This is a genomic window from Rhodococcus shunpengi (genome assembly GCF_048381395.1).
Classification (GTDB): Bacteria; Actinomycetota; Actinomycetes; order Mycobacteriales; family Mycobacteriaceae; genus Rhodococcus.
Genome location: NZ_JBLWIU010000012.1, coordinates 151,905 through 177,161, shown reverse-complemented (window position 1 = coordinate 177,161; position 25,257 = coordinate 151,905). Strand labels below are relative to the sequence as shown.

The following is a 25,257-nucleotide window of genomic DNA, read 5'->3' as shown; positions in this document are numbered from 1 at the left end:
GATCGATCGTCACAGCACAGCCGTGGCGAGCGGTGGTCCTCTCCGCGAGATGGCCGGGGGTGCACGTCCCCACACCAGCCGGTCGGTCGACGAGGTAGGGGCGAGCACGGCGGGTGCGGCGACCCACGGGCCGCGCAGCAGCACGACCCGCAGCGCGGTGCCGCACGCCGCGTACACGTGGGCCGCGGCGCTGAGCAGCACCGCGCACACCGCCACGGCCAGCGTGTGGGCGCCCAGCATGGACACCGACAGGTGCTCGTGGCCGGGCACCAGCACGGTGAGCGCGACGTGCGTGGCCGCCTGCCCACCGGCGAGGAGCACGAGCGGAGACAGCGACGGCTGGTGCGCGCCGAGGATCCCGACGATCGCCGCGACCGCGACCAGCAATACCGCGACCGGTCCCGTCGGCACACCACCGCCGGCGGAGCCGTGGGCGGCCACCGCCAGCACCGCGGTGGCGATGCCCGCGGTGGTGCCGAGAACGGTCGGGTACCTGGTCACTGTCGGTCGTGCTCGTTCCTGATGTGCAGGCCGTGTCAGCGCACGCCGAGGCGTGCGAGAAGATCCGCTTCGATGCCGTCGAGTTCCGACGAGATCGCCGCATGCGCCGACTTCCGGCGCGCGGCCGGCATCTGCTCGGCCGTCTGCACGGCGGCGGTCAGATCGGTGAGGCGTTCGCGGGTCGCCGTGGCGAACTTCTGCGTCTCCGCGTCCTTGGGGTTGCGCTGCTCGACCTTCGCGAGCGACTGCTCCGCACCCGCGATGCGGGCACTGAGCCGGGCACCGTGACCGGTGAACGAACCCAGTTCCTCGATCGGCACCCCGAGCTGCTGCGCGCGACGCGAGTCGAGCTGACCGCGCAGCGCCGTCACGGCCTGGTAGACGATCGGGACGAGCACCGGCGCGAGCAGACGCGCGACGCCGAGATAGCGGCGCACCTTCGCTGCGGTGAGGCCCTGATTCTCAGCGGCCTTCTTCTGTGCCTTGAGGGTCGCGATCTGTTCCTTCTCGACCTTGGCCTGCGACCTCACGAGTTCCTGGTCGAGCTTGACCTGCGACTTCGCGAGCTTCTTGTCGATCTTCGCCCGGGCCTTCGCTGCCCGCCGGTCGTTCTCGAGCCGATTCTTCGCGACCAGTCTGGCCTCGAGCTTCGCCTTGGTCCTCAGCGCCTTCGCTTCCGCCCTGCGAGTCGCGCGACGCTTCCGTGTGAACAACCCCATCGAACAGCACCCTCCATTCGGTACGACACGACGCTCCGGCGCCCCGCGTCAGCCTAACGTGACGGTGCTGCTGCGAGCCGTCGCCTGTGCAGGGAATACCCTGGAATGTCGTGGACGCAACCGGAGAACTACCGCGGCCCCCACGCGGAGTGTCACAGCGCACAGCCGTCTCCCTCGAGGCCGCTGCGCTGACGAGGTGCCGCCACCGGGTCTATCTCGACGCCACCTTCCCCGACGAACTCGCAGGTGCACCCGAGAATCCGGGTGCGCGGCAACGCCAGGAGGCGGCGGCTGCGCATCGCGAGGCGATCCGCCAGACGCTGTTCGACGCCGACCCGGACGGGTGGGCGCTCATCGCGCCGGAAGGACCGATGTCGCAGCGCGCCGAGCGCACACTCGACGCGTGCCGCGCGGGCGCCGACCGCATCTGGGGTGCGGTGCTGCCGAGCGAACCCGACACCGGACGCCGCGGCCGCTCGGAGATCCTGCTGCGCGATGCCGAACGCGGTGGCTACATCCCGGTGATCGTCGTCAACCACAAGGTCACCGATCCCGGACGTGGCGCGCTCACCACCGATCTGTTCGCGTGGGCACCCGCCGTCGACGAGACCCGCAAGGTGCGCAGTCAGGTGCGCGACCAGATGCGCCTCGCGCACCTGTACCGGATGCTCGAGCGTCACGGACTCGCGAGCCCCGCGAAGGTCGCCGGGGCGATCGGCTACGGCGGCGACTGCATCCTCGTGCACGATCTCGACCAGATCCTCGACGACTACGACGCCCGCCTGGCGGACCGTCTCGAGGTCGCGCGGGGTCTGGCTCCGACGGCGCCGTCGCAGATCGGCGAGTGCAAAACCTGCCCGTGGTGGGACCGCTGCCGCGCCGAGCTCACCGCCACCCGGGATGTGTCGCTCGTCGCGCCGGGGCAACGTGCCGTCGTGCTGCGCGAACTCGAGGTGCACACCATCGACGGGCTCGCCCGGTGGGAAGGGGAGGAACCCGAGGCGTGGCCGCAGGGTTCGTTCGAGGACGCGATCGTCACGGCGCGGGCGTGGATCGCCGGTGTGCCGCTCGTGCGTCGCTACCGGCACGTGCACGTCCACCGCGCCGACGTCGAGGTCGACATCGACATGGAGAGTTACCACGAGCACGGCGCCTATCTGTGGGGCACGCTCCTCAATTCGGGATCGTCCTCGGAGTACATCCCGTTCGCGACGTGGGAGCCCGTGCCGACCGACGACGAGGCACGCTCGTTCGCCGAGTTCTGGCGCTGGCTGTCGGACCAGCGGCGCGCGGCCGAACGTCGCGGGAAGACCTTTGCGGCCTACTGCTATTCGCGGTCGGCGGAGGACAAGTGGTTGTTGTCGTCGGCGCGGCGGTTTCACGGCTTCCCGGGTGTGCCGGAGCTCACGGAGGTCAAGGCGTTCATCGGTTCGAACGAGTGGGTCGACATCTTCCAGGCCGTCACCGACCAGTTCGTGTGCCCGAACGGCAAGGGGCTCAAGAAGATCGCGCCGATCGCGGGGCATCACTGGCGCGACGCCGAGGCCGGGGGTGAGGCGTCGATGAGCTGGTACCGCGAGGCCGTGGGCATGGCGGGCGAGCCCGATCCGGCCCAGCGTGTGCGGTTGCTCGAGTACAACGAGGACGACGTGATCGCCACGAAGGTCCTGCGCGAGTGGATGAGTGATCGCGCGGTGCTGGACATCCCGTTCATCGAGGACCTGTAGCGCAGGTCGTGCCACGGGCGTGGTTCCGGCGGCATCGGCCACCGGAACCACGCACGGACGATCAGACCAGCGCGGCAAGAGCGAACGCCGCCAGGGCGATGAGGGCACCGCCGGTGAGGGTCTGGACGCGACGGTCGATGACGCACATCGCCGACAGGAAGCCGGGCATCGAACCACCGCGGCGGGTGTGCAGGATGGCGAGCACGCTCGGCATGCAGCGGCCGAGGCTGACGGTTGCGAACATCGCGGCGCCGAGCACCGGCGAACCCGAGACGATCACGCCGAGGACCAGCAGGTAGTACGCGCTGGACCGGATGAAGATCATGAAGCCGGGGCCGATGAGCGCGCCGAACAGCAGCGACACCTTCCACGGCGCCATCGTGCGCCGCAGGTGGCGGGGAAGCTGCTGACGCCGCATGGGCGTCGGCAGGGTGATCATGCCCAGCTCGTGCAGGCCGTAACCGAGCGCGATCACGCCCCAGGCCGCGAGCATCCACGCCCACGGCACCGAGCCGGTCACGAGCGCGCCGAGCGCACCGAAGAGCGCGCCGGTGGGGATGCCCGTCGCGAGCGATCCCAGGGCGTGCCAGCCGAGCCGGCGGATCGGGGTCGACGACCCGCGGCGTCCCGGCTGCTTCGGTGCGGCGACCACGCCGGCCACCGACATGCCGCAGGTCGACCAGTTGGCGGCCAGTGCCGTCACCGCGCCGGTGGCGATCACCGCGGCAGTCATGGCCGTCGGGGTCGAGGGGGCCGCGACGAGACCGGCGGCGGCGCCGACCACCGCGGCACCGGCGATCAGGCCGCCGCGGGTCTTCTTCGCGACGGCGCTCTCGAGCGTCGGGCGTATCTCCGGTACGTCGACTCCGAGGGGTGGGTGAGCCAGGGGCTCACGCACGAGTGTTTCCGTCATTGGGATGCTCCTTTGCTGTGGTGCTTACGGATACGACGGGCGGCGGACGGCGTTGTCCGTCATCCGGTCACGGTGACGGTTCCGGTCATGTACCGGTGGACCGAGCAGTGGTACTCGTAGACGCCCGGCGTCGTGAAGGTGTGCTCGAAGCTCCCCTCGGGGGTGATGCCGCTGTCGAACTCGCCCTCCGATCCGACGTGGTGCAGGACCCCGCCGTCGTCGAACGTCCACCGGACGGTGCCGCCCACCGGGACGGTCACGTCCACCGGCGCGAAGTGCACGTCGCGCACGACGATCTCCGCGTCCGGCCCGGTGGGGGAGCCGGCACACGAGGTCGCGGCCAGCATCGCGAACGCGGCCACGCCCCACCGGATCCGCATCATTCGACGATGATCGTGCCGACCATCGCGGGGTGCGGCGTGCAGTGGTAGGTGAACGTGCCGGCCTCGTCGAAGGTGTACTCGTAGGTGCCCTCAGTGAGCAGTTCGCTCTTCAGTTCACCTTCGAGCGGTCCGTCGCCCGCCACATCGTGCGGCAGTCCCGAGTCGTCGAAGTGCCACTGCACGGTCTGGCCCTTCTCGATGGTGACCGATGCCGGGCTGTACGACATGTTGGAGACCTCGATGACGACCGCGGGTTCGTCGGCGTCCGCACTGCCGCATCCGGTCAGCAGTCCCATCGCGAGTGTCGTGCCCGCGACCGCGGAAAGAAACTTCTTCATATCTCGTCCTCACCGGATGTACCGCAGATTCGCGGTCATTCCTGCCTCGAAGTGATAGGCGTTGTGACAGTGGAACATCCACTCGCCCGGATTGTCCGCGTCGAACTCGATGGCGAGTTCGGTCCCCGGAAGCACGTTGACGGTGTCGCGTCGCAGACCGCCGTAACTCGGTACGGCGAAGGTGTGGCCGTGGGTGTGCATGGGATGCCACATCGGCGACGAGTTGACCATCGTGATCCGGATCCGTTCACCCTCCTTCATCACCAGTCGGCCGGCGTCGGGGCCGGCCATGCCCCACACGTAGCGGTCGCCGGCCTGGATCAGCTCGACGCGGTAGTCGCGGTCGACGTCCCGCTTCTCGAGCAGCACCGACTCGGCGGGCCGCAGTTCGCTCTCGGGTACGAGTCGCCCGTTCAGCTCCGGAATGTCTCCTCCCACATCGGGGTTCGGCATCGGAACCGCGTCGTGGGACCGCAGCACGGTCGACGCGTAGCCGTCGCGACCCTCGACCTTCGCCACGATCGGCCACGCACCGGAGCGGACGGTGACGAGCACGTCCACCCGCTGCGCCATGCCGAGGATCACGGTGTCGGCGGTCGTCGGCTGCACATCGAAGCCGTCCACGGCGACGACGGTCAGTTCGTGACCGGCCACGGCGAAACGGTAGGGCGTCTCCGCGGCCGCGTTGACGACCCGCAGACGCACCCGTTGCCCCGCAGCGGCTTCCACCACGGCGGGATCGTTCGGCGGGCGCCCGTTGATCAGGTGCAGCGGGTACGCGATGTGCTGGGTCATGCCGCCGAGCGGGACGGAGTCCCCGTGGCCCGCCGACGTGATCTGCTGTGCCACCGAGGCATCGGCGTCCGAGTACTCGGCCGGCCCGGCGCCGTGCCCGGCGTGACCGTGCCCGGCGACCTGCGGGTTGAGCGCGGCCAGGACCGCATCGGGGGTGGTGCCCAGACCGTCGACCCAGTCGTCGAGCACGAGCACCGCGTCGGCGTCCGCGCCGGTCGCGTCGTTCGGATCCTCGATGATCATGGCCCCGAACAGGCCGCGGTCGGCCTGCAGTCCGCTGTGCGAGTGATACCAGTAGGTACCCGGATCGGGTGCGACGAAGTCGTACTCGAACCGGCCACCATCGGCGCCGATCGGTTCCTGCGTGACCGGAGCCGCACCGTCCATGTCGTTGCGGATCCGGATGCCGTGCCAGTGCAACGTGGTCTCCTGCGGAAGCCCGTTGTCCACCGACACCCGCACGCGGTCGCCCTTCGACAACCGCAGCTCGGGTGCGACGGCGGCCCCGCCGTAGGTCCACGTGTTCACGATCCGCCCACCGAGGTCCACGGCGCCCACACCCGCAGCGAGCGCGAAAGCTGCCGTCGCCCCCGAGGTGGCGCGGGCCGCCTCGGCCGCGGCCACCTCGGGGTCGGTGGGACGGATGTAGTCGAGCTCGGCGGCCACCGCCTGCTGCCCGGACGTACCGGAGCTGCAGGCGGTGGCACCGAACCCGAGGGCGCCGAGCCCCACCGCCCCGGCACCGAGGGTGCCCAGGCGGAGGAAGCGGCGGCGGTCGAGCACGAGCCCGGTACCGGGTCGTGTCATCGGATCACCTGCGGGGTCAGGAGCGAACGGATGTCGTCGACGGTGCCGGTGACCTCGGCGGCGCTGACCTCGGTGCCGTCGCTCGCCGAGACACCGACGATGCGCTGGGCCGACTCGCCGTCGACCTCGGGGCCGGAACCGACCACGTACAGGATCGATCCGTCCACGGAGAAGGCCATGGACGCGATGTCCGTCATCCCCAGTGCCCCGAGATCGAGGGTGCGGATCGGTGCGAGGCCGGCCGCATCGAACAGCTCGATCTTGACGATGTCGCCACCGCGCGCGGAGTGCGGGTGGATCTCGCTGTCGGTGTACTCGATCGCGATCCGGTCGCCGGTGTTGTTGATGGCGTTCTCCGCGAAGCGGCCGCCGTCCTGTCCGGCGTTCCCGATGGGAGCGACGGGATCCTCCGGCAGACCGTTCGAGAAGTCGAAGACGAAGACGTCGCCGGTCGCGCTGACGAGCAGTGCCTTCTTCGCGTCCGCGGCCCAGGTTACCTTGCGGTTGCTGACGAAGTCGTCGGGCAGCACCTTCGTGCGCGCCGTCTCCGTGGGGACACCGGCATCGTCGATGGAGATCTGGATCAGCTCGCGGGTGTCCTCGCACACGCTGTAGAGCTCGTGGTCGACGAGCCAGGTGAACGGACCGCACCCGATGATCTGCAGCGCGCCGCTCTCCTTGCCGGCCTCGAGGTCGACGACGCGGACGCCGTACAGGCCGTCGTCCCATGTCACGAAGTACTTCCCGTCCGCGGTGACGGCACTGGACCCGGGACGCGAGTGCGCGCGGGCGTAGTCGGGCAGTTCGATCTCGTCCGGCTCGAGCAGGTCGCCCGAGTAGGTGGTGACGGTGAAGTCGGCCTGGCCGCGCGAACCGCGGGGCCGCCACACCTCGGCGGCGAGAACCGCCGGATCCGAGGAACTCTCGCCGACGAACCCGTGGATGACGGGATCCCAGATGCCGGGACCCACGACGATGCGGCTGCCCGCGACACCGGTGACCGGGTCGAGGACGTTCACACCGATCTCGAGCCCGCCCGGAGTCCGGAGGACCGCGAGCAGGTCGTTCTCGCTCGCGGGCTGGATCTCCGAGACGTGCACGGGTTCCGGGATGGTGTCGCCGATCTCCTGGTCGTCGTGACCGAGGGAGATGCCCTCACCGGGAGTGGTGTAGGGGACGGTCGGGTAGCTGACCTCGCCCGCCGCGGCGGAGGAGGAGTCGTCGTCGCTCGAGCACGCCGCGAGGGACAGTGCGAGAGCGAGCGGGACGGTCGCGGCGACCGCCCGTTGGGTGCGCTTCATGATCCGGCGCCCACCTTCGGTCGTGCGGCGGGACGGGTCTGGCAGTCCTCACCGATGATCGGTGCCATCGTGCAGGTGTACGACTGGGATTCGTCGGACACACACCAGATGATCTCCTGGTCGAAGCTGCCCGAGACCGGGTTGTACATGATGGCCTGCATGTCGGGCTCACCGCAGAACGCGTTCGAGCACGACGGTGCACCACAGCAGTCGTAGTAGGCGATCAGGTAGGTCTTACCGGTGTCGGGATGCGTGCAGCACCCGACCCAGAACTCCGCTCCGGGACGGCTTCCCGGCGCACAGGTGGTGACACCGCCGCCGTTGCAGGCCGCGCACGAGGTGCCGTCCATGTTGCACCAGCGCCAGTACTCGCACTCGGCGGGATCCTTGCCGTCGTAGACCGGAACGAACGGTTCGGGTTCGGCGGGAGCGGGGGCCGGCGGCTCCTGCGCGAGGGCCGTGCGGGTGACGGGCAGCGAACTGATCAGTGCCACACCGGAAACACCCATGGTCCACCGGCCGATCTTGCTGATCACCGAGCGGCGGGAGACCCGCTCGGACATCCTGCGGCCGGTGCGGCCGATGAAGGATCCGCCGCGACCGGCCATCCATTCGGCCTGTTCCTTGACGGTGGCTTCGTCCACCGGATATCGGTTCTCGTGCATCTCCGGTTCACCGGATGAGGGTCTGAGGTCCAACGACGTACTCCGATCTCGAGAAGGGGATGAGATTCCGCCCGTACCGACGGCGCGGTCGGCGCTCGCAGATCACAGACCGGCTGCGGCGCGAGTCTTGGCTGCCTCGTGCAGGTGCTGCAGCGAGGGCGTACCGGATTCGAGTGCGTTGAGGAGGGATTCGACCTGCGCCATGTGGTTGCACAGGCCCTTGGCCTGGATCTTGCCGTGCTCGTCGAGGATCACGCCGTACGGAGTGGTGCCCACCTGGTAGGCGATGCCCACATCGCGGGCGTCGACGTAGCTGAGCTCGGCACCGATACCCGAACCGGCGAGGAAACTCTGGTGCTCCTCGGGCGTGCCGTCGGAGATGATGACGACCTCGAGGTCCTTCTCCGCCTTCGCCATCGCCTTGACGCCGGGCAGCAGGCTCTTGCACGTCGAGCACGACGGCGCGGTGAACAGCAGCAGCTGAGCCTTGTCGCGGTGGCCACCGACGCCGACCTCGCGGCCGAGGTGGTCCTTCAGGCCGCGGAAGCTCGGAGCGACCTGGGCGATCTTCGGGCCGGTGTCCATCATCCGGGCGCCGAGGGGACCGAGACGCACCTGCACGCGCCCGATCTCGCGGGCGAGGGCGAGCAGCATGAGGAACAGCGCCGCGACGGCGACGGCCAGCACGATGACCGCGATCAGCAGGAAGGTGTTCACAGATTTCTCCGTTCGGATTTGTCAGTACCGCGAGAGGGTCGAGGCGGCGCGGAGTTCGATCGAGGCCTTCGTCAGGTGGTCGTCGACCGGGCGTCGGCCCGGATGCACGATCGACCGCAACTGCGCCGCGGTGACGACCACGACCAGCACCAGCGCGGCGAGCGCGACGGCGAGGAGGTGTTCGGCGAGCGACGGTGCGCCGGCGGGAACGAGGGCCAGGGCTGCGGAGACGAGCACGAACGCGCCGGCCCGCACCGCGTGGAACCACCCGATCCGCGGGACGTCGTGGGAACCGAATGCGAAACAGCCGCAGTCGAGGTCACGACGACCTCGGAGGAGGTTGATCGTCAGGCCACCGAAGAAGCACAGGAACAGCAGTGCGGCGCCTGCGGCTGCCCATCGTCCGGCGATGCCGGTGATGAGCGCGGCACCGAGGACGATCTCGGCCCACGGCAGCGCGAACGACACCGCGTCCTCGAGCGGCGCGGGCAGCAGCTTGTATCCGCGCACCGTGCGCAGCAGACCCTGGCGGTCCCGGGTCTTGGGGATGCCGGCGAGCAACAGCGTGCCTCCGACGATCGATGCGATCAGCACCCACAGCATGTGTGCGACCACTCCTTCCGTTTCGCTTCGGGACCTCGTCGAGGTCCCGGCGGATCCCTCGCAGGTGGGGATGGACACATCGTGCTGTGGTCCCGAGTCGGGCATGCGACGCCGGAGAAACGAACGGGGAGACCCCGAACGAGAACGCGAGCCCTCGGATTCCGGGACGTCGGGGCTCGGCGACGTGGGCTTTTGTGTTCGCCCGAGTCCGCGCGGAAGGCGGTGGCGTGATGCCCCTCGCATCGCCGCTGCGAGCGGATTCCCACTTGGACGGCACGTCGTGTTCGCGCAGGTAATGCAGCTGTAACAGAACGGGGTTAGCGTCCGGATGAAATCAGTGAAAGGACCACGGTCGTGACGTCAGCACTCCGGGCGGCGATCGACCGCGCGCAGGACGCGGAACCCACCGGGGCTCACGTGCGCTCACCCCTGCACGCGCTCGGGCGTAGACAGCTGTCCCAGCTCGATCTGATCGGACAGTCGCTGTCAACGATCGCCCCCGCCACCGGCATGGTGTTCATCGCCCTGTGGATGACCGTGAGCGATCCGGGACTCGGCGGTGTGCTCACCATCGCCGCGACGACCGGCGTCGTCGTGCTGGTCGCATGGTGCATCACGCAGTTCACGCGACGCCTGGCCGCGGCGGGTTCGCTCTACAGTTTCGTCTTCCAGGGACTCGGCACGCGCGCGGCGCTCGTGACGGGTACGGCGCTCATCGTCGGATATCTCGGCATCTCGATCTCCGTGCTGGCCCAGGGAGCACGCACGGTAGTGGATATCGGTGAGCTTGCCGGACTGCATCTTCCGGGGACGGGACCGTGGCTGGTGACGGCGGCGGTGCTCGGTGGGGTCGTCGCCCTGATCGCGATCCGCGGCGTGCGGTTCGCGACCCGCGCGATCCTGCTCGTCGAAACGTGTTCGCTGGTATTGATCGTCGCGACGATGCTGATCGCGCCGGCGGGTGGCTCGACGACGAGCGACCTGCCGGTCTCACCGCTGAGCCTGCTGCCCTTCCTGGCGCTGATGACCGTCCTGTCCATGGCCGGTTTCGAGAGCGCGGCGTTCTTCGGTCCCGAGGCCCGTCGGCCGCTCGTCACCGTGAGCCGGACGGTGCTGATCACGCCGCTCGTCGTCGGGGCGCTGTTCGTCTTCGCGGCCGTCGCGTCGCTGACCGGACGCGGATCGCTCATCATCGGAGCGTATTTCGACGGTGTCGATTCCGGCGCGTCGTGGGCGGTCGTGCTCGCGGTGAAGACGGGCATGGCGTGTTCGTGGTTCGCGTCGACGCTCGGCTGCGCACAAGCGGGCTCGCGGCTCCTGTTCTCGATGGGTGTCGAACGGGTGCTGCCGTCCGCCCTGGCCCGCGTGCACGGCATCCTGCGCACGCCCTACCTGGCGGTGGGCGCGTTCGTCGCGGTGAGCGTCGCGGGTGCCGCCCTGTACATCCTGGCGGCGGACGCGGATTCGTCCGTCTTCGACAGTGTCGTCGAGGTCGCGCTGGTCGCGGCGTACACGCTGGTCGCGGTGGCGTCGCTGCGGTTCCTGCACCGCATCGGTGAGGACACCGTGTGGACGCGGGTCGCGGCGGTGTTCGTCGCGTTGCTCGGTGGCGGCCTGCTGGTGGCCACGGCCGTCGACGGGATCACGCACGCGCTGCTCGTCGTGCCGACGGCGCTCGTCGCGCTCCTGGTGTCGGGACCTGTCTGGCGCGCGGTGCTGCGCCGGCTCCGCCCGCAGAGTCTCGCGACGATCGGGGCGTTCGACACCGTCGAGACCACGGATCTGCTGCCGGGGGCGGGGACACTGGTCCTCGACGAGCACGGGCGGCCGCGGATCGTCACGGGGGGCACACAGGAGGAGCGAATGTGACCGCCCACGTGCCGATCCGGTCCTCCGAAACACCGTTCGGAGGACGACAACCCCACGCCGTGCAGAAGGCGCTGGGGATGCTCGAGGCCGTCGCGCAGCTCGGTCCCGGCACCACCGCCAAGGAGATCGCGGCGTTCGCCGGTGTGCCTCCGGCCACGGCCTACCGGATGCTGAACCTGCTCGTCGCGGACGGCTATCTCGTGCGCGTCCCCGACCTGTCGGGTTTCGCGCTCGGTCGTCGTACCGCCGAACTTGCCCAGGCCGCAGCGGAATCCACTCCGTCCGAGTCGCTCCACGACGTGATGGAGGATCTGCGGGGATGCACGCGTTTCGGGTTGCACGTCGCGTCCTTCGCCGGGAGCCGGCTCCGGTTCGTCGACCAGGATCCGGACCACGAGATCGTCGCCATCACGACCCTGTCGAAGTCGTTGCACGCCAATGCGATCGGCAAACTGATGCTGGCCCACGTGCCCGGAGCGGCTCCGGACGCAGAGTTGCGCCGGCTCACCGAGTTCACGATGTGCGACCGCGAGTTGCTGGCGCGGGAGCTGCGCGACATCGTCTCGTTCGGTTACGCGCGGGAGTGCCAGGAAACGCGGCTGGGCAGGGCGGCGCTGGCCGTCCCGATCCGCGACTCGTCGTCGTTCGTCGTCGGCGGCCTGTACCTGCACGGTTCGGCCGCGAAGGTGCAACCCGATCCCGATCTGGTGAGATTCCTCGTCGACGGGTCCACAAGGCTCACAGGCCTGCTCTGAGCCGGATCAGGGCGTCCACCACGGGCGCGCCGAACATCGGTGGATCGTTGTGTTCGAGACCGTCGAGCTCGACCCGCTCGTGCAACTGCCGGGCGGCATCGGCGACCGCCGTGCTCTGGGCGGGCGGGACGATGCTGTCGGCGGTGCCGTAGACGACCGTGATCGGCACGTCGAGGCGGCCGACGAGTTCGGCGACGGGGAACTCGTCCTTCAGCGCTGCGGCGGGGACGAACGGATAGTGGTGCCTGGCCACGGCGGCGAGATCGGTGAACGGCGAGCGCAGCAGCATCCCGGCGGGAGGTTCGTCGACGGCGAGCGCGGTGACCACGGCGCAGCCGAGGCTCTCTCCGAAGTACAGCAGCCGGGTGGGGTCGACGTCGTCGCGCGAACGGAGATGCCCGAGGGCCGCGCGGGCGTCGGCGGCGAGACCCTCCTCGGTGGGGGAGCCGGGATTGCCTCCGTACCCGCGGTAGTCGAGGAGCAGCGTCGAGAAACCTGCCGCGGCGAGGTCGGCGGCGGTGTCGACACGGCCGAGGCGGTTGCCGCCGTTACCGGGAGCGAGGAGAACCGTGAAGCCGGCTCCGGGGCCGTCGGGGGCGCGACCGGGCACGAACCAGGCGTCGAGCTCGAGACCGTCGTCGGTGGTGAGCACGACGTCCTCGGCGCCGGGCAGGACGGTCGCGGCGGCCGGTGGAGTGGAGCTGTCGGGCAGGTAGATCAGGCGTCGTTGCAACGCCCAGCCGGCGACGCCGACGAGCGCGACGACGAGCACCACGGCGAGAACGATCCGCATGGGACCGGTCTAACGCACGTGCGCGTTCCCGGTGGCCGGAACCACCGGAAACGCGCACGGAAGGGACGTGATTACCGCGGCGCCATGCGCAGCGCACCGTCCATGCGGATGGTCTCGCCGTTGAGGTAGTCGTGCTCGACGATCATCTGCGCGAGCTGCGCGTACTCGGCGGGCTGGGCGAGCCGCGACGGGAACGGCACACCGGCCTCGAGGCCCTTGCGGTACTCCTCGGTGACACCGGCGAGCATCGGGGTGTCGACGATGCCAGGGGCGATGGTGTTGACGCGGATGCCGAACTGCGCGAGGTCGCGTGCGGCAGGGACGGTCATGCCGTGCACGCCACCCTTCGACGCGGAGTACGCGATCTGGCCGATCTGACCCTCGAACGCCGCCACCGAGGCGGTGTTGATGACGACGCCGCGCTGACCCGACTCGTCGACCGTCTCGGTCTTGGAGATCGCGTCGGCGGCCAGGCGCATGACGTTGAAGGTGCCGAGCAGATTGACGGTGATGACCGTGCGGAACAGCTCGAGGTCGTGCGGGCCGTTCTTCGACAGGATGCGGCCGGCCCAGCCGACACCGGCGCAGTTGACGACGATGCGCAGCGGAACACCGGACTCGACGATGCGGTCGACGGCAGCCTGCACTTCGTCGCCGCTGGTCACGTCGGTGGCGAGGAGCGTGACGCCCGCTGGTGCGGCATCGCCGACGCGGTCGATGGACTGCTGCAGGTCGAGGCCGAAGACGGTGGCTCCGGCGTCGGCGAGGCGGCGTGCGGTTGCGGCGCCGAGACCGGATGCGGCACCGGTCACCAGTGCGGCGGATCCCTGAATCTCCACTGTTCGTATCTCCTGTCCCGAGCCGAGGGCTGCGTGAACCCGACGGGTTCGGGCTCGTTGGCACCGAGTCCGACTCCGTCGGGTTCTCTCACAGAGCCCTACGGCGTGTGAGTGTCGTTCGTCACGAACCCTAACCGGTGACGGCCGCGGGTTCCGCAGGGGTCGCGGTCCGGCGGCGCAGTGCGACGACTCCCATCGCCGCGGCCACGAGACATGCGACGGCACCGAGCAGCAGTCCGGCCCGGCCACCCCACTGCTCGCACACCCATCCGGCGATGGGACCGCCGATGGCCGTGGAACCGAGGAACGCGACCGACCACAGGGCCATGACCCGTCCGCGCATCGTCGGCGCGGAGGCGAGCTGCAGCGAACTGTTGGTGGTGGATGTGAACGTCACGCTCAGTGCACCCACGATCACCATGAGCACGATGAGCGTGGTCAGGTTCGGGGCCGCGGCGGCGACCGCCATGGCGATGCCGAACGCGAGGGACGTGAGGATCAGCGGCCGGGTTCCGGTGCGGCCCCAGGTGGCGACGGCGAGCCCACCCACGACCGATCCCGCGCCCATCGCGGCGGTGAGGAAGCCGTAGGCCCCGGCACCGGCTGCGAAGGTGTGGTCGGCCAGGACCGGCAGGACCACCTGGAACTCGAAGGCCAGACATCCGACGAGCGCCATCATCAGCAGCGGGACGGCCAGATCGGACGTGCGGCGGACGTAGGCGAAGCCCTCGCGCAGCTGTCCCTTGGCGCGGGCGGCGGCGGGGGAGCGCTGGAGCCGGGAGACGTCGAGCCGCAGCAGCGAGGTGACGACGGCGACGAAGCTCGCGGCGTTGAGCAGGAAGCACACGCCGAGTCCGCCCGCGGCGATGACCAGGCCGGCGACGGCCGGGCCGATCATGCGCGAGCACGAGGCGAGGACCGACTGCAGGCTCACGGCGTTGCGCAGGTCCTCCGGACCGACGAGTTCGAGCATGAACGACTGTCGCGCGGGGTTCTCGAAGCACTGGTTGAGGCCGAGCGCGACCGCCAGGACGTAGACGTGCCACAGGGCCACGGTGTCGGTGACGACGAGCAGCCCCAGGATCAGGGCCTGCACACCCATGAGGGTCTGCAACCCGATCATGAGCCGGCGCTTGTCGGAACGGTCGGCGACCACCCCGCCGTAGGGGCCGAGCAGCAGCATCGGCACGGTCTGCAGCGCGAGCACGATGCCGATGGCGGTCGCGGAGCCGGTGAGCTGCAGGACGAGCCACGACTGCGCGACCGTCTGCATCCACGTGCCGATGAGCGAGACGGCCTGGCCGCTGATGTAGAGGCGGAAGTTGGGGCCGCGCAGGGCCGCGAAGGTCTGTCCTCTGAGGTCGGCGAGCATGGTCACGGGCGACCCCCCTCGGCGGAGGGGCGCGGTGAATCGGCGACGCGCTGCGAGAGTGCCTCGAGGGCGGGCAGTGCGTCGTGCAGAGCTTCGAGGTGCCGGTCGTTCAGTTCGGCGAGGTGACGGGCGAACAGGGCGGTGCGGCGGCCGCGCAGTTCTGCCGACAGTGCGGCACCGGCGGAAGTGATGTGGACGCGGACGACGCGCTTGTCGTCGGCGTCGGGGGACCGGGTGAGCAACCCGGCGTCTTCGAGTTTGCCCACCATGCGCGAACACATGGTGGGGTTGAGCCCTTCGATCTCCGCGAGTTCGCGGACTCCGATCGTCTCGTGGCGGGCGACGGTCGTGAGGAGAGTCGACTGCGAACGCGTCAGCCCTTCCTCCGAGGCGAACATGCCCATGCGGCGGGAGATCCGTCCGATCGCGATACGCAGACGGTGGACGTCTTCCGCGTCGAACGGAGGAGTTTCGGATCGAGGGGTGCTGTCCGTGAGTTCAGACATGGAACCACCTCCGAATTTATTTGCCTATCGGCAAGCATACTCCTGTCCGAGGCGGAAAGACACTGTTCGGAAGGGTGATCAGGAACGCATGAAGGCCGGGGAATCGTCCTCGGCGACACGGCGGGAGCGGCGGCGTACGACCACCATCGCGGCGACGGACAGCAGCAGGGCCACCGCGCCGGCGATCGGTCCCACGGCACCGGTCTCCGGGAACAGCCCGTCGCCGAGCATCCACGCGCCGAAGCCGAAGAACAACGCGGCGGCGCCGTAACGGATGGCGTTGTCGGGAAGGTGCCGGCCGAGCACGGCACCGATGACGATGGCCAGCGCGTCGGCGGCGACCATGCCGACGGTGGACCCGATCCACACCCCGGCCCAGTTGTTGTCGGTCGCGAGCGTGATGGTCGCGAGCATCGTCTTGTCGCCGAGCTCGGCGAGGAGGAACGCGGAGGTCACGGCGAGGAAGGCGGAGCGCGCCACGCGTCCGGCCTTGGACTGCTCGTCGTCGTCGAGGGAGTCGCCGCGCAGCGTCCACGCGCCGAAGATCAGGAAGGCGATGCCGCCGACGATGGAGATGGCGGTCGCGGGGATCGCGACACCCAGATAGTGCCCGACGGCGACCGACACGAGGTGAACCGCGGTGGTCGCGAACAGGATCCCCGAGAGGACGACCCACCAGCGATACCGCAGGGCGAAGGTCATCGCCATGAGCTGGGATTTGTCGCCGAGTTCGGCGACGAAGATGACTGCGAAGGACAGGACGAGCGCGGACCACATACGCGTTTCCTCCTTTCGTATGGAGGAAACGGGGCTTCCTCCGGACGCCGGACGCACGGTGCGACCAGCGGCCGAAGGTCTCGCCCACCGGAGGATGATCCGGTCCGCGGGGCCGGGCAGTGCCGTTGTCGGGCGCCGCCAGTATGTCGACCCTGCGATTGGGGGCTACTCCCCTTCGCCGACGACAACGTTAGCCCGGCGAACCGAATTCTGTAAAGGCAATGCTAACTTTCGGAGAACCGAACTTCCGTTTTCAGGGCGCCCTCACGAAGCGAGCAGCATGGCCAGAATCGCGGTGTCGGGGTCGTTGCCCGGATCCACTCCCACCTTGCTGACCAGCGCCGTCACCGTCCCATCCGGTTCGGCCTCGACCCACGCGGCGCGATGCTCGAGCCCGAGATGGGGGATGCCGGGGAGCAGCACACAGCCCGAGGCGGCGCCGGCATTCTCCGGTAGTGACGGCGTCGTCTCCGATGGTGGATGCAGCATGATCAGCGCCGGCGGCTGATGTTCGGCGAACCGCCCGGGCTGCACGGCACGCTCGCCGAGCACCGGACCCTCGGCGACCACGAGGCCGACGGTTCCGGGCTCGGGGTCGTCGGGCAGTTCTTCCTTGACCCCGAACACCGTCGAGGTGGGCAGCAGTCCCGGCAGTGACGCGATCCGCACCGTCATCGCCAGCACCTGGGCCCATTCACGGGTGGTCGCGGGCCATCTGCCCGAGACGACGAAGCCTCGAAGCGAACCGGCGGACTGGAATGCGGACAGCTCGATGCGGCTGTGTTCCTCGGCGTTCATCCCACTCCTCCCTCTCGGTCGGTAAGGGGAGAATGCCCGTTTTCTCCGTTGGCACACAAGAGGTGTCGAGTGCCAGCACTTCCGCTACACCTTTTGCCATCGGCTACAGCAATTCGCTGCGGCGGATGGCGATCCCTGTAGCGGATAGGAAAGACCAGGCCCGGAGACGACGAAGGGCGCCGGTCTCCCGGCGCCCTCGCTGTCGGTCTCGCGACCTGTGACCGATCCGTACTAGACGATCAGGCCCGAGGTGGCGGTGCGAGCGCGCTCGAAGCGAGCCTGCACGTCGGCCCAGTTGACGATGTTCCAGAAGGCCTTGACGTAATCGGCCTTGACGTTCTGGTACTGCAGGTAGAAGGCGTGCTCCCACATGTCGAGCATGAGCAGCGGGGTCAGGCCGATCGGGATGTTGCCCTGCTGGTCGTACAGCTGGACGATGATCAGACGCTGTCCGATCGAATCCCAGGCGAGGATCGACCAGCCGGAGCCCTGGATGGAGTTCGCGTTCGCGGAGAAGTGATCGCGGAACTTGTCGAACGAGCCGAAGGCGTCGTCGATCGCAGCAGCGAGCTCACCCTCGGGCTTGTCGCCACCCTCGGGGGAGAGGTTGTTCCAGAAGACGGAGTGGTTGGTGTGACCACCCAGGTGGAAGGCGAGGTCCTTCTCGAGCTTGGTCGCCTGGGCCGCCATGGTGCCGTTCTCGCGGGCCTCTGCCAGCTTCTCGAGAGCGGTGTTCGCACCGGCGACGTAGGTGGCGTGGTGCTTCGAGTGGTGCAGCTCCATGATCTTCGCCGAGATGTGCGGCTCGAGCGCTGCGTAGTCGTAGGGCAAGTCCGGAAGTGTGTATTCAGCCACGAAGGGTCCCTTCTTCACCGGGCCGTCCGGCCCGTGCAGTTATTCCGTACCTTTTCGGGTTTCCACCCAAGTCCATAACTACACCGTCCGCAACATTCGCCGTAATGCGGACACGATCGGACCCCGACTGTGTCGGAGAGCACCCGAAACCGTCCCTGCCTCCGGAAACGTCCCTCACCAGCGGGAACAGCCGGATAACGGGACCATCGGCAACAGCTGCGTGAACGGGACCTTAACATTGGCGCGTGTTTCGGCCCTTCCTGAACGAACCGACACGCGGGGCCGATGCACCGCGTGTGGATCTGCCGGGCGTCGATGTCGTCCGGTTCGTCGCGGTCGCGGCCGTGCTCTACTCCCACATCGCCTTCTACCTGATCGACGACCTCGGGACGGGCTGGTGGGGCATCGACCTCACCTACGAGGTGCTCGTCAAGGGCGCCGGTCTCAACCAGCACCTGTCGTCCGTCGGGGTGACGGCATTCATGATGCTCACGGGCATGCTCGTCACCCGGTCCGCGATCCGCCAGGACCGACGGAAGTTCCTCATCGCCCGGGCCGCGCGGCTCCTGCCGGCCTTCTGGGTGGCGATCCTCGCCGCGGTCGTGCTCGTGTGGCTCGGCATCAACGGCACCTTCAGCGGCCACACCACGGTGTCGGTCTCCGAGGCGTTCCTGTCCTTCTTCCTCGGTGCGTTCTTCCTGAAACCGCAGGTGATCGTGCTCGGCGTGGTGTGGACGCTCGCCGCGCAGATCTCGTTCTATCTGTGGTGCGTGGCGGGACGGTCGCTGCTACGGACGGCGCCGGTGGCGGTGCCGATGCTCGGTGCCGTGCTGTGCATGCTGGTGCTCCTCTACAACCTGTACGTGCCCGAGCCGTACACGGTGCCGTTCCTGTCGAAGATCGCGTCGACGCTGCCGACCCTGTTCCTCGGGCAGATCGTGTACTTCGGCTGGGCCGGACTGATCTCGCTGCGCGCCCTGCTGGCGGCGATGTTCGCGCAGATCGCGGTGATCGTGATGGCCACGGACATCAACGTCTACTGGTCGGGCAGCCGCTATCTGTGGACGGTGACGGTGGTCTTCGCGGCGGTCGTGCTGGTCGCGCGGTACGACGGGCGCTTCGCGCGCTCGACCGTCGTCTCCTGGGTCGCGACCCGCAGCTACTGCATCTACCTGACCCACACCCTCGTGATGTACCGGATCTACGAGAACACCGTGGGCCTCGTCGGCACGACCGCGGCGATCGTGCTGCTACTGATCGGCTGCGGTCTCGTCGCCGAGGTGCTGTACCGCAGCGTCGAGGTACCGGCTGCGCACTGGATCAAGAGCCGCTGGCTCGCGCCGAAGCAGGTCGCTTCCGACGAACGGACTGCCGCCCCGACCCGCGCGTAGCATCGGGTCATGTCCTGGTTCGACGAGATCCTCGCCCGTGCAGGTTCGAAGTCGCAGATGGTGACGCGCGAGGACGCGCTCCCCGGTCGCGCCGAACCGCTGCCCGTCCCCGAGACCCACTACGTCAACGGCAACCGCATCGTTCCCCCCTTCCCCGAGGGCCTGCAGGCCGCAGTCGTCGGCATGGGTTGCTTCTGGGGCGCCGAGAAGGAGTTCTGGCAGCTCGACGGCGTCTACTCGACCGCGGTCGGCTATTCCGGCGGCTACACGCCCAACCCCACCTACGAGGAGGTGTGTTCCGGCCGGACCGGGCACACCGAGGTGGTGCTCGTCGTCTTCGACCCGAAGGTGATCGGCTACGAACACATCCTGCAGCAGTTCTGGGAGAACCACGACCCCACCCAGGGCATGCGGCAGGGCAACGACCACGGCACCCAGTACCGCTCGGCGATCTACACCCACGACGAGACGCAGATCGAGGTCGCCGAGGCCACGGCCGAAGCGTTCGGCAAGCGACTGGCCGACGCCGGATACGGGCAGATCACCACGGAGATCGCCCCGCTCACGCAGTTCTACTACGCGGAGGACTACCACCAGCAGTACCTCGCGAAGAACCCCAACGGCTACTGCCCCGTCCACGCCACAGGCGTGAGTTGCCCGGTGGGCCTCGGCGCCTGAGAGAGCGTCGGGCCTCAGGGGCCGACGGTGTCGCGCACCACATCTCCGCTCGCAGCGCGAGTGTGAGATGCGTTGGCGTTCCTTGAACTTCCCCGAAAGCGGACGCATCCTGGAAAAAGGGATCATTCCAGAGGGGGAAAGGGACGGCTTGCCGACATGACGACCAGAGCGGGGTATCTGCGGCGCACACGGCGAAGTCTGCGCAGGCGGGACCCGCTCGTGCGTCGCACCGACAAGCTCGAGGCGCGCTGCTTCACCCTCATGATCGCCGTGATGGCGCTCCTGATCCCCGTCGCGGTGTGGGTGTCCGCCACCATGTGGAGCTCCCAGCTCGAACTCTCCGAGAAGCAGAATGCCGAACGCGTCAGCGTCACAGCCGTCCTCGACGCCGACGCCCTGAGCGACTCCGCCGGATGGGGCGAGACCGTGAAGATCTCCTCGGCCCCCGCAACCTGGGGTTGGGGCGACGAGACGCGTCACGCTCTCGTCCAGGTCGACAGTCTCGCGACCGCGGGCAGCGAGGTGCCGGTCTGGGTCGACGCGAGCACCGGCGAATACACGCAGGCCCCGCTGACCAGTTCCGCCGCGAAGTTCACCGCCGTGCTGTCCGGGGTGTCGCTGTGGACGTTCTCGTCCGCCGCCGCGACCGGCCTGTTCGCCCTCGCGCACTGGCGTCTCGAGGTGCGGCGCAGCCGCGAGTGGAGCCGGGACATCGAAGCGTTCCTCGGCTCCACCAGCAGCCACTGACCCACTGGAGGCGCGTCAGAGATCCGCGACGGCGGGCATGACCTCGTCCGCCACCAGTTCGAGGTGCTCGAGATCGGCGAGATCGAGGACCTGCAGGTAGATGCGCTGTGTCCCCGCCTCGGCGAAGGTGCGGATCTTCTCGATCAACTCCTGCGGGGTACCCGCGAGTCCGTTCTCCCGCAGTTCGTCGACCTCACGGCCGATCCGTGCCGCGCGACGCGCGATCTCGTCCTCGTCCCGGCCGCAGCACAGCACGAGTGCGTTCGAGTAGGTCAGTTCCTCGGGGTCGCGTCCGGCGTCCCGGCAGGCCGAGCGCACCCGCTCGAACAGGACCTTCGTCTCGTCCAGCGACTTGAACGGCACGTTGAACTCGTCGGCGTAGCGCGCCGCCAGTGCCGGCGTGCGCTTCTTGCCCGCGCCGCCCATGACGATCGGCGGGTGGGGACGCTGGTACGGCTTCGGCAGCGCCGGGGAGTTCTCGATCCGCACGTGCTCGCCCTCGTACGAGAACGTCTCGCCCTCAGGGGTGTCCCACAGGCCGGTGATGACCGCGAGGGACTCCTCGAAGCGGTCGAACCGCTCCTTCAGCGTGGGGAAGGGGATGCCGTAGGCGAGGTGCTCCTCCTCGAACCAACCGGCTCCGAAGCCGAAGTCGACGCGTCCGCCACTCATGGCGTCGACCTGCGCGACGGAGATCGCGAGCGGGCCGGGATACCGGAAGGTCGCCGAGGTGACGAGCGTGCCGAGGCGGATCGTCGACGTGTCGCGGGCGAGACCGGCCAGGGTGATCCATGCGTCCGTCGGTCCGGGCAGGCCCTCGGCGTTCATGGCCAGATAGTGGTCGGAGCGGAAGAACGCGCCGTAGCCGAGTCGTTCCGCGGTCTGCGCGACGGCGAGGAGGTCGTCGTAGGTGGCGCCCTGCTGGGGTTCGGTGAAGATGCGTAATTCCATGACTCGATCATTTCAGCGCCGGAACCCCCACGGGGGATCGGCGGGCGCCTGTCCACTGTGAGATGTCTCGAGTGTGATTCCCCATGCGTGGATAGACCTGTTGATGAACCTGTGGAAACTGTGGATAACTCCAGCGGATGGGGTTGATGGGGAGTGTTGTGGAGGACCCACCGGCCCCACCTGCGCAACAAGATCGGTACGACCACACGCACATCCGTTCACGCCGCGTGCCACTATTGAGACGTGAGCTTTTCCGACGTGCCCACCGTGTCGGTCGACCTGGTACCCGAACTCGGCGACGAGGTCGTCCTCCTCGACGTCCGCGAGGACGACGAATGGGAACTCGGACACGCCCCCGGCGCGCTGCACATTCCGCTCGCCGACGTGCCCGCCCGCATCGAGGAACTCGACCCCGACGCCGAGATCTACGTGATCTGCAGGCAGGGCGGCCGCTCTCTCGGAGCGGTCGAGTACCTGGCCCGCATCGGGTACGACACCTTCCAGGTCGCCGGCGGCATGGTGGCGTGGCAGAAGCACGGACTCCCGCTCGTCTCCGAGCGCGACGAACCGGCAAAGATCTATTGATGTCGGCCTATCAGATCTGTGTGCGCTGTGAGAATCGCTGGCCGGTGACCTATCAGCCGCGGCAGTGGTGCCCGGCCTGCCGCGGTGTGCTGCTCTCACCCGTCGCCCCCGACGGGTCGGTTCCTCCGTCGCGCCGCAACTTCCGCTGGGTCGCGCGGCCGGCGGGTGGCCCTCCGGCGACCGAACCGGCGTCGCCTCCGCGCGGGCGTCCGTCGGCCGAGACCCCGTCCTATCGCGAGATGCCCCGCTGGGGACTGCTCGATCCGCTCCCGGACGAGGACGTCGAACCGGACCGCGCCGAGACCGCCGCCGACCTCGCACCGACGCTGCTCGTCGGCACCGCCGTCGTCTTCGGTCTCGCGGCGGTCGCCGAGGCCGTCCGGTACGGAGTGTTGCTGTACAACCGCACCCGTCTCGTCGACCCGCTCGTGCTCGCGGTGTCGGACGCCGCGGTGTGGGCGACCCAGGTGGTCGGGCCGGTCGTGGCGCTGGCCGCGGCGGTCGCATCCGGGTTGCGGTTGATCGACCTGCGCCGGCGCATCTACGCCGAGCGTGGTCTCGCCGAGTCGCGGTCGCCGCTGTCCATCCTCGCGGGGCTGGTCGTTCCGGGCCTCAACCTCGCGATGCCCGGTGTCTTCCTCACCGAGATCGCCGACCGCGACCCGCGGTTGCTCCGCGCGATCCGCACCTGGTGGGTGCTGTGGGTGGTCAACGGCGTGCTCATGGTGGCGCTGCTCGCGTGGCGCCAGCGCGACACCCTGCAGGCCCGTGCCGACGGCGTCCTGCTCACCGCCGTCCTCGCGGCGCTCGGGGCGGTCGTCGCGCTGTCGACCCTGCACGTCCTGCGTCTGTTCGACGACGCCGATCTGTGGGGACGGCCGCTGCGTCGTCGCCGCTTCACTCATGCGACCGGTCCGGCCTCGTCGCCGATCGCGCCCATCGTCCCCGCCGCCGTGCGCGAACGGGAAGAGGCCCGCGAGGACCAGGACGACGCTCCGGAGAAGCCGGCCGGCGAACGAGCGGACGACGAGGAGCGCGCCGAGGCGGTGGCGCCGTGACCCGCAGCGCGCATCCCCGGGTCGTCGCGCATCGCGGTGCGTCCGCCGCGCTCCCGGAACACACGATCGGTGCCTACGAACTCGCGTTGAAGGAAGGCGCCGACGGCGTCGAATGCGACGTGCGGCTCACCCGCGACGGTCACCTCGTGTGCGTGCACGACCGCACGATCGACCGGACGTCGAACGGCACCGGTGTCGTCAGCGAGATGACCCTCGACGAGCTCGCGCAGTACGACTACGGACGTCCCGGCGAGCCCGCCGACCTGCTCACGCTGCGGCAACTGCTCGAACTCGTCATGGACTTCACGAGCGTCCCGGTGAAGGTCTTCGTCGAGACCAAACATCCCGTCCGCTACGGCGGTCTCGTGGAGAGCAAACTGCTCGCCGAACTGGCCCGCTTCGGTCTCGCGACCCCGGCCTCCGCCGATTTCTCCCGGGTGGTGGTGATGTCGTTCGCGGCGGGGGCCGTCTGGCGCATCCGCCGGGCCGCGCCGCTGCTGCCCACCGTGCTGCTGGGGGAGACCTCGCGCTACCTGCGCGGCAGTGCCGCGACCACCGTCGGCGCGACCGCTGTCGGCCCGTCGATCGCGACGCTGCGCGAGCACCGCGATCTCGTCGACCGGGCCGCGCTGTCGGGCCGGGCCACCTACTGCTGGACCGTCGACGACCCCGCCGACGTCGAGCTGTGCCGTGAGCTGGGCGTCGAGTGGGTCGCCACCAACCATCCCGGGCGCACCAAGCTGCAGCTCGACGCCGCCTTCGATCGGTGAGCACCCCCACCTCGTCCCGCGACCTCGACATCGCGACACGGGTCGCCGTGTAGTTTGACGCCGTGGCCAAGAAGAGCAAGAGAAACAGCGGACCCAAGCCCGGCAGCAACCGCGCTGCGAAGCTCGAGCAGCGCCGGCTCGAGCGGGAAGCAGCGGCCGCCGCGACGTCCCGGCCCTTCGAAGGACTCGCCTTCGAATGCGATCTCGTGGCACTGCGCGAGTTCGTGCCGTCGGCCCTCGCGGAGCTGCCCGCGGCCGAGGACGGCCGTCGCGTCGTGGGTGCGACCATCCTTCCCGGTGGGGTCGCGGCCCTGGTCCGCGAGGAGAACGGTGAGTCGGTCGCGTACGTCGGCCTGCAGCTCGCCGCCGGCTTCGGACCGGACCCGGCGGGTGAACTGGCCGCGGCCCTGCACTGGGCGCACACGGCCGAGCCGGGCTCGTCGCTGCAGGTCGCGAGCGTCGACGACGACACCCCGCCGCTGGCCGAGCTGATCGACCCGGCAGCCGTGCCGGCGATCACCGTCCACAACGACTTCGACTGGTGGATCCCGGCCGGTGTCGAACCGAGCGCCGAGATCGCGCACACCGTCAAGCACGCGAACGAAGCCGTGCTGCCGTCGGCGCGTCTCGAAGGCGACGGTCTCCGCGGCGCGTGGTGGGTCGATCCGGGCGAGAAGGCGCACCTGCGCTGGGTGCGCCCCGAGGACGAGGACGCGCTGATGGCGGCGTTGTCGCGCGTGCACGCGGCGGGCGGTCTGCACCTCGGTGAGGGATCGCGGTTCGCCGGTTCGTTCCGCACCCACGGCCTGCTGGTGCCGGTCTTCGACCTCGACCGCGAGAAGCACCCCGACGAGTGGGTCGCCCCGACGATCGAGTTCGGGCAGCGTCTCGACGAGGCCCTGGCCGTGGACGAGCCGCTCACCGCCGCCGAGCGCCGGTCGCGCGACGGCCTGCGCAGCCGGCAGGTCACCCTGCGCTGACCTGCTCACGACAGCACGAAGGCCACCTCCTGCGGGAGGTGGCCTTCGTCGTTCCGGGTGGGCT

General features: G+C 69.2%; 28 protein-coding genes. 10 read left to right on the top strand and 18 right to left on the bottom strand.

What is annotated here, in order from left to right; translation table 11 throughout:
• Window positions 1–9: 9 nt before the first annotated feature.
• Both ACNJ7K_RS06055 and ACNJ7K_RS06050 read right to left on the bottom strand, forming a co-directional pair.
• Complete coding sequence (locus ACNJ7K_RS06055; RefSeq protein ID WP_159417039.1) at window positions 10–501, bottom strand: hypothetical protein; 492 nt, start codon at window positions 499–501, stop codon at window positions 10–12.
• Window positions 502–536: 35 nt separating this feature from the next.
• On the bottom strand, window positions 537–1,220 hold the full coding sequence (locus tag ACNJ7K_RS06050) for a DUF6474 family protein (RefSeq protein ID WP_088896852.1): 684 nt from the start codon (window positions 1,218–1,220) through the stop codon (window positions 537–539).
• 149 nt (window positions 1,221–1,369) lie between these two features.
• On the opposite strand from ACNJ7K_RS06050, the gene ACNJ7K_RS06045 reads away from it, so the two are divergent.
• Window positions 1,370–2,947 carry a TM0106 family RecB-like putative nuclease gene (locus ACNJ7K_RS06045; protein WP_230789944.1) on the top strand — a complete coding sequence of 526 codons (1,578 nt, stop codon included), beginning with the start codon at window positions 1,370–1,372 and terminating at the stop codon, window positions 2,945–2,947.
• A 61-nt stretch (window positions 2,948–3,008) separates the two neighbouring features.
• On the opposite strand, the gene ACNJ7K_RS06040 is transcribed toward ACNJ7K_RS06045, so the two are convergent.
• From ACNJ7K_RS06040 to ACNJ7K_RS06005, 8 genes are all read right to left on the bottom strand, one after another.
• The gene (locus tag ACNJ7K_RS06040) at window positions 3,009–3,860 is read right to left on the bottom strand and encodes a methylamine utilization protein (RefSeq protein ID WP_230789588.1); all 852 of its coding nucleotides are present in this window, start codon (window positions 3,858–3,860) and stop codon (window positions 3,009–3,011) included.
• A 59-nt stretch (window positions 3,861–3,919) separates the two neighbouring features.
• On the bottom strand, window positions 3,920–4,243 hold the full coding sequence (locus ACNJ7K_RS06035) for a cupredoxin domain-containing protein (protein WP_081314566.1): 324 nt from the start codon (window positions 4,241–4,243) through the stop codon (window positions 3,920–3,922).
• Window positions 4,240–4,581, bottom strand: coding sequence for a cupredoxin domain-containing protein (locus ACNJ7K_RS06030; RefSeq protein ID WP_230789591.1), 342 nt, complete (start codon window positions 4,579–4,581; stop codon window positions 4,240–4,242). The genes ACNJ7K_RS06035 and ACNJ7K_RS06030 overlap by 4 nt, the downstream gene beginning before the upstream one ends.
• Before the next feature lie 9 nt (window positions 4,582–4,590).
• Window positions 4,591–6,183 carry a multicopper oxidase family protein gene (locus ACNJ7K_RS06025; protein ID WP_230789594.1) on the bottom strand — a complete coding sequence of 531 codons (1,593 nt, stop codon included), beginning with the start codon at window positions 6,181–6,183 and terminating at the stop codon, window positions 4,591–4,593.
• Window positions 6,180–7,484: a hypothetical protein gene (locus ACNJ7K_RS06020; protein WP_230789596.1), complete on the bottom strand. Its 1,305-nt coding sequence runs from the start codon at window positions 7,482–7,484 to the stop codon at window positions 6,180–6,182. Before ACNJ7K_RS06020 ends, ACNJ7K_RS06025 begins: the two co-directional genes overlap by 4 nt.
• Window positions 7,481–8,149, bottom strand: coding sequence for a methylamine dehydrogenase light chain (locus ACNJ7K_RS06015; RefSeq protein WP_016694598.1), 669 nt, complete (start codon window positions 8,147–8,149; stop codon window positions 7,481–7,483). Before ACNJ7K_RS06015 ends, ACNJ7K_RS06020 begins: the two co-directional genes overlap by 4 nt.
• A gap of 102 nt (window positions 8,150–8,251) precedes the next feature.
• Window positions 8,252–8,866, bottom strand: a complete 615-nt coding sequence (locus ACNJ7K_RS06010; RefSeq protein ID WP_230789599.1) for a redoxin domain-containing protein — start codon at window positions 8,864–8,866, stop codon at window positions 8,252–8,254.
• A 21-nt stretch (window positions 8,867–8,887) separates the two neighbouring features.
• Window positions 8,888–9,469 carry a MauE/DoxX family redox-associated membrane protein gene (locus ACNJ7K_RS06005; protein WP_230789602.1) on the bottom strand — a complete coding sequence of 194 codons (582 nt, stop codon included), beginning with the start codon at window positions 9,467–9,469 and terminating at the stop codon, window positions 8,888–8,890.
• Between the two features lie 354 nt (window positions 9,470–9,823).
• On the opposite strand from ACNJ7K_RS06005, the gene ACNJ7K_RS06000 reads away from it, so the two are divergent.
• Window positions 9,824–11,338 (top strand): APC family permease, encoded by a 1,515-nt coding sequence (locus tag ACNJ7K_RS06000; RefSeq protein WP_487041353.1) that lies wholly within the window; start codon window positions 9,824–9,826, stop codon window positions 11,336–11,338.
• Window positions 11,335–12,093 carry an IclR family transcriptional regulator gene (locus tag ACNJ7K_RS05995; protein WP_230789609.1) on the top strand — a complete coding sequence of 253 codons (759 nt, stop codon included), beginning with the start codon at window positions 11,335–11,337 and terminating at the stop codon, window positions 12,091–12,093. The genes ACNJ7K_RS06000 and ACNJ7K_RS05995 overlap by 4 nt, the downstream gene beginning before the upstream one ends.
• On the opposite strand, the gene ACNJ7K_RS05990 is transcribed toward ACNJ7K_RS05995, so the two are convergent.
• The 7 genes from ACNJ7K_RS05990 to ACNJ7K_RS05960 form a co-directional block, all read right to left on the bottom strand.
• Window positions 12,077–12,886: an alpha/beta hydrolase gene (locus ACNJ7K_RS05990; RefSeq protein WP_230789612.1), complete on the bottom strand. Its 810-nt coding sequence runs from the start codon at window positions 12,884–12,886 to the stop codon at window positions 12,077–12,079. The genes ACNJ7K_RS05995 and ACNJ7K_RS05990 overlap by 17 nt on opposite strands.
• A gap of 71 nt (window positions 12,887–12,957) precedes the next feature.
• A complete protein-coding gene (locus ACNJ7K_RS05985) occupies window positions 12,958–13,725 on the bottom strand; it encodes an SDR family NAD(P)-dependent oxidoreductase (protein WP_006553390.1) in 768 nt (255 codons plus the stop codon).
• Between the two features lie 130 nt (window positions 13,726–13,855).
• Window positions 13,856–15,103, bottom strand: a complete 1,248-nt coding sequence (locus ACNJ7K_RS05980; protein WP_230789614.1) for an MFS transporter — start codon at window positions 15,101–15,103, stop codon at window positions 13,856–13,858.
• Window positions 15,100–15,603, bottom strand: coding sequence for a MarR family winged helix-turn-helix transcriptional regulator (locus ACNJ7K_RS05975; RefSeq protein WP_230789617.1), 504 nt, complete (start codon window positions 15,601–15,603; stop codon window positions 15,100–15,102). The genes ACNJ7K_RS05980 and ACNJ7K_RS05975 overlap by 4 nt, the downstream gene beginning before the upstream one ends.
• Before the next feature lie 78 nt (window positions 15,604–15,681).
• Window positions 15,682–16,380, bottom strand: coding sequence for a TMEM165/GDT1 family protein (locus ACNJ7K_RS05970; protein ID WP_159417037.1), 699 nt, complete (start codon window positions 16,378–16,380; stop codon window positions 15,682–15,684).
• Window positions 16,381–16,644: 264 nt separating this feature from the next.
• Window positions 16,645–17,178 (bottom strand): hypothetical protein, encoded by a 534-nt coding sequence (locus tag ACNJ7K_RS05965; protein WP_024102643.1) that lies wholly within the window; start codon window positions 17,176–17,178, stop codon window positions 16,645–16,647.
• A 231-nt stretch (window positions 17,179–17,409) separates the two neighbouring features.
• Window positions 17,410–18,033, bottom strand: coding sequence for a superoxide dismutase (locus tag ACNJ7K_RS05960; RefSeq protein WP_006553395.1), 624 nt, complete (start codon window positions 18,031–18,033; stop codon window positions 17,410–17,412).
• Between the two features lie 296 nt (window positions 18,034–18,329).
• Here ACNJ7K_RS05960 and ACNJ7K_RS05955 point away from each other — a divergent pair, with 296 nt between their 5' ends.
• The 3 genes from ACNJ7K_RS05955 (at window position 18,330) to ACNJ7K_RS05945 (ending at window position 20,849) form a co-directional block, all read left to right on the top strand.
• Window positions 18,330–19,424 carry an acyltransferase family protein gene (locus ACNJ7K_RS05955; protein WP_230789960.1) on the top strand — a complete coding sequence of 365 codons (1,095 nt, stop codon included), beginning with the start codon at window positions 18,330–18,332 and terminating at the stop codon, window positions 19,422–19,424.
• Window positions 19,425–19,433: 9 nt separating this feature from the next.
• Window positions 19,434–20,102, top strand: coding sequence for a peptide-methionine (S)-S-oxide reductase MsrA (msrA, locus tag ACNJ7K_RS05950; RefSeq protein WP_006553397.1), 669 nt, complete (start codon window positions 19,434–19,436; stop codon window positions 20,100–20,102).
• Window positions 20,103–20,258: 156 nt separating this feature from the next.
• On the top strand, window positions 20,259–20,849 hold the full coding sequence (locus ACNJ7K_RS05945; protein ID WP_225623686.1) for an Rv1733c family protein: 591 nt from the start codon (window positions 20,259–20,261) through the stop codon (window positions 20,847–20,849).
• 15 nt (window positions 20,850–20,864) lie between these two features.
• Here ACNJ7K_RS05945 and ACNJ7K_RS05940 read toward each other — a convergent pair whose 3' ends face one another.
• Entirely contained in the window at window positions 20,865–21,800 is a 936-nt protein-coding gene (locus ACNJ7K_RS05940; RefSeq protein WP_159417036.1) for an LLM class F420-dependent oxidoreductase, read from the bottom strand.
• 258 nt (window positions 21,801–22,058) lie between these two features.
• On the opposite strand from ACNJ7K_RS05940, the gene ACNJ7K_RS05935 reads away from it, so the two are divergent.
• The 4 genes from ACNJ7K_RS05935 to ACNJ7K_RS05920 all read left to right on the top strand — a co-directional run bounded on the left by ACNJ7K_RS05935 (window position 22,059) and on the right by ACNJ7K_RS05920 (window position 25,193).
• Window positions 22,059–22,385 (top strand): rhodanese-like domain-containing protein, encoded by a 327-nt coding sequence (locus ACNJ7K_RS05935; protein WP_059382076.1) that lies wholly within the window; start codon window positions 22,059–22,061, stop codon window positions 22,383–22,385.
• A complete protein-coding gene (locus tag ACNJ7K_RS05930; RefSeq protein ID WP_487041352.1) occupies window positions 22,385–23,443 on the top strand; it encodes a DUF4328 domain-containing protein in 1,059 nt (352 codons plus the stop codon). The genes ACNJ7K_RS05935 and ACNJ7K_RS05930 overlap by 1 nt, the downstream gene beginning before the upstream one ends.
• The gene (locus ACNJ7K_RS05925) at window positions 23,440–24,213 is read left to right on the top strand and encodes a glycerophosphodiester phosphodiesterase (RefSeq protein ID WP_016694581.1); all 774 of its coding nucleotides are present in this window, start codon (window positions 23,440–23,442) and stop codon (window positions 24,211–24,213) included. The genes ACNJ7K_RS05930 and ACNJ7K_RS05925 overlap by 4 nt, the downstream gene beginning before the upstream one ends.
• 62 nt (window positions 24,214–24,275) lie before the next feature.
• Window positions 24,276–25,193 (top strand): DUF5926 family protein, encoded by a 918-nt coding sequence (locus tag ACNJ7K_RS05920; protein ID WP_487041351.1) that lies wholly within the window; start codon window positions 24,276–24,278, stop codon window positions 25,191–25,193.
• The last annotated feature ends 64 nt before the right edge of the window (window positions 25,194–25,257 follow it).

Coding starts and splice junctions, on each gene's coding strand:
- ACNJ7K_RS06050 (WP_088896852.1), bottom strand. CDS start 1,220: ATGGGGTTGTTCACACGGAAGCGTCGCGCGACTCGCAGGGCGGAAGCG.
- ACNJ7K_RS06040 (WP_230789588.1), bottom strand. CDS start 3,860: ATGACGGAAACACTCGTGCGTGAGCCCCTGGCTCACCCACCCCTCGGA.
- ACNJ7K_RS06035 (WP_081314566.1), bottom strand. CDS start 4,243: ATGATGCGGATCCGGTGGGGCGTGGCCGCGTTCGCGATGCTGGCCGCG.
- ACNJ7K_RS06030 (WP_230789591.1), bottom strand. CDS start 4,581: ATGAAGAAGTTTCTTTCCGCGGTCGCGGGCACGACACTCGCGATGGGA.
- ACNJ7K_RS06025 (WP_230789594.1), bottom strand. CDS start 6,183: ATGACACGACCCGGTACCGGGCTCGTGCTCGACCGCCGCCGCTTCCTC.
- ACNJ7K_RS06020 (WP_230789596.1), bottom strand. CDS start 7,484: ATGAAGCGCACCCAACGGGCGGTCGCCGCGACCGTCCCGCTCGCTCTC.
- ACNJ7K_RS06015 (WP_016694598.1), bottom strand. CDS start 8,149: ATGCACGAGAACCGATATCCGGTGGACGAAGCCACCGTCAAGGAACAG.
- ACNJ7K_RS06005 (WP_230789602.1), bottom strand. CDS start 9,469: ATGCTGTGGGTGCTGATCGCATCGATCGTCGGAGGCACGCTGTTGCTC.
- ACNJ7K_RS05990 (WP_230789612.1), bottom strand. CDS start 12,886: ATGCGGATCGTTCTCGCCGTGGTGCTCGTCGTCGCGCTCGTCGGCGTC.
- ACNJ7K_RS05975 (WP_230789617.1), bottom strand. CDS start 15,603: ATGTCTGAACTCACGGACAGCACCCCTCGATCCGAAACTCCTCCGTTC.
- ACNJ7K_RS05970 (WP_159417037.1), bottom strand. CDS start 16,380: ATGTGGTCCGCGCTCGTCCTGTCCTTCGCAGTCATCTTCGTCGCCGAA.
- ACNJ7K_RS05965 (WP_024102643.1), bottom strand. CDS start 17,178: ATGAACGCCGAGGAACACAGCCGCATCGAGCTGTCCGCATTCCAGTCC.
- msrA (WP_006553397.1), top strand. CDS start 19,434: ATGTCCTGGTTCGACGAGATCCTCGCCCGTGCAGGTTCGAAGTCGCAG.
- ACNJ7K_RS05945 (WP_225623686.1), top strand. CDS start 20,259: ATGACGACCAGAGCGGGGTATCTGCGGCGCACACGGCGAAGTCTGCGC.
- ACNJ7K_RS05940 (WP_159417036.1), bottom strand. CDS start 21,800: ATGGAATTACGCATCTTCACCGAACCCCAGCAGGGCGCCACCTACGAC.
- ACNJ7K_RS05930 (WP_487041352.1), top strand. CDS start 22,385: ATGTCGGCCTATCAGATCTGTGTGCGCTGTGAGAATCGCTGGCCGGTG.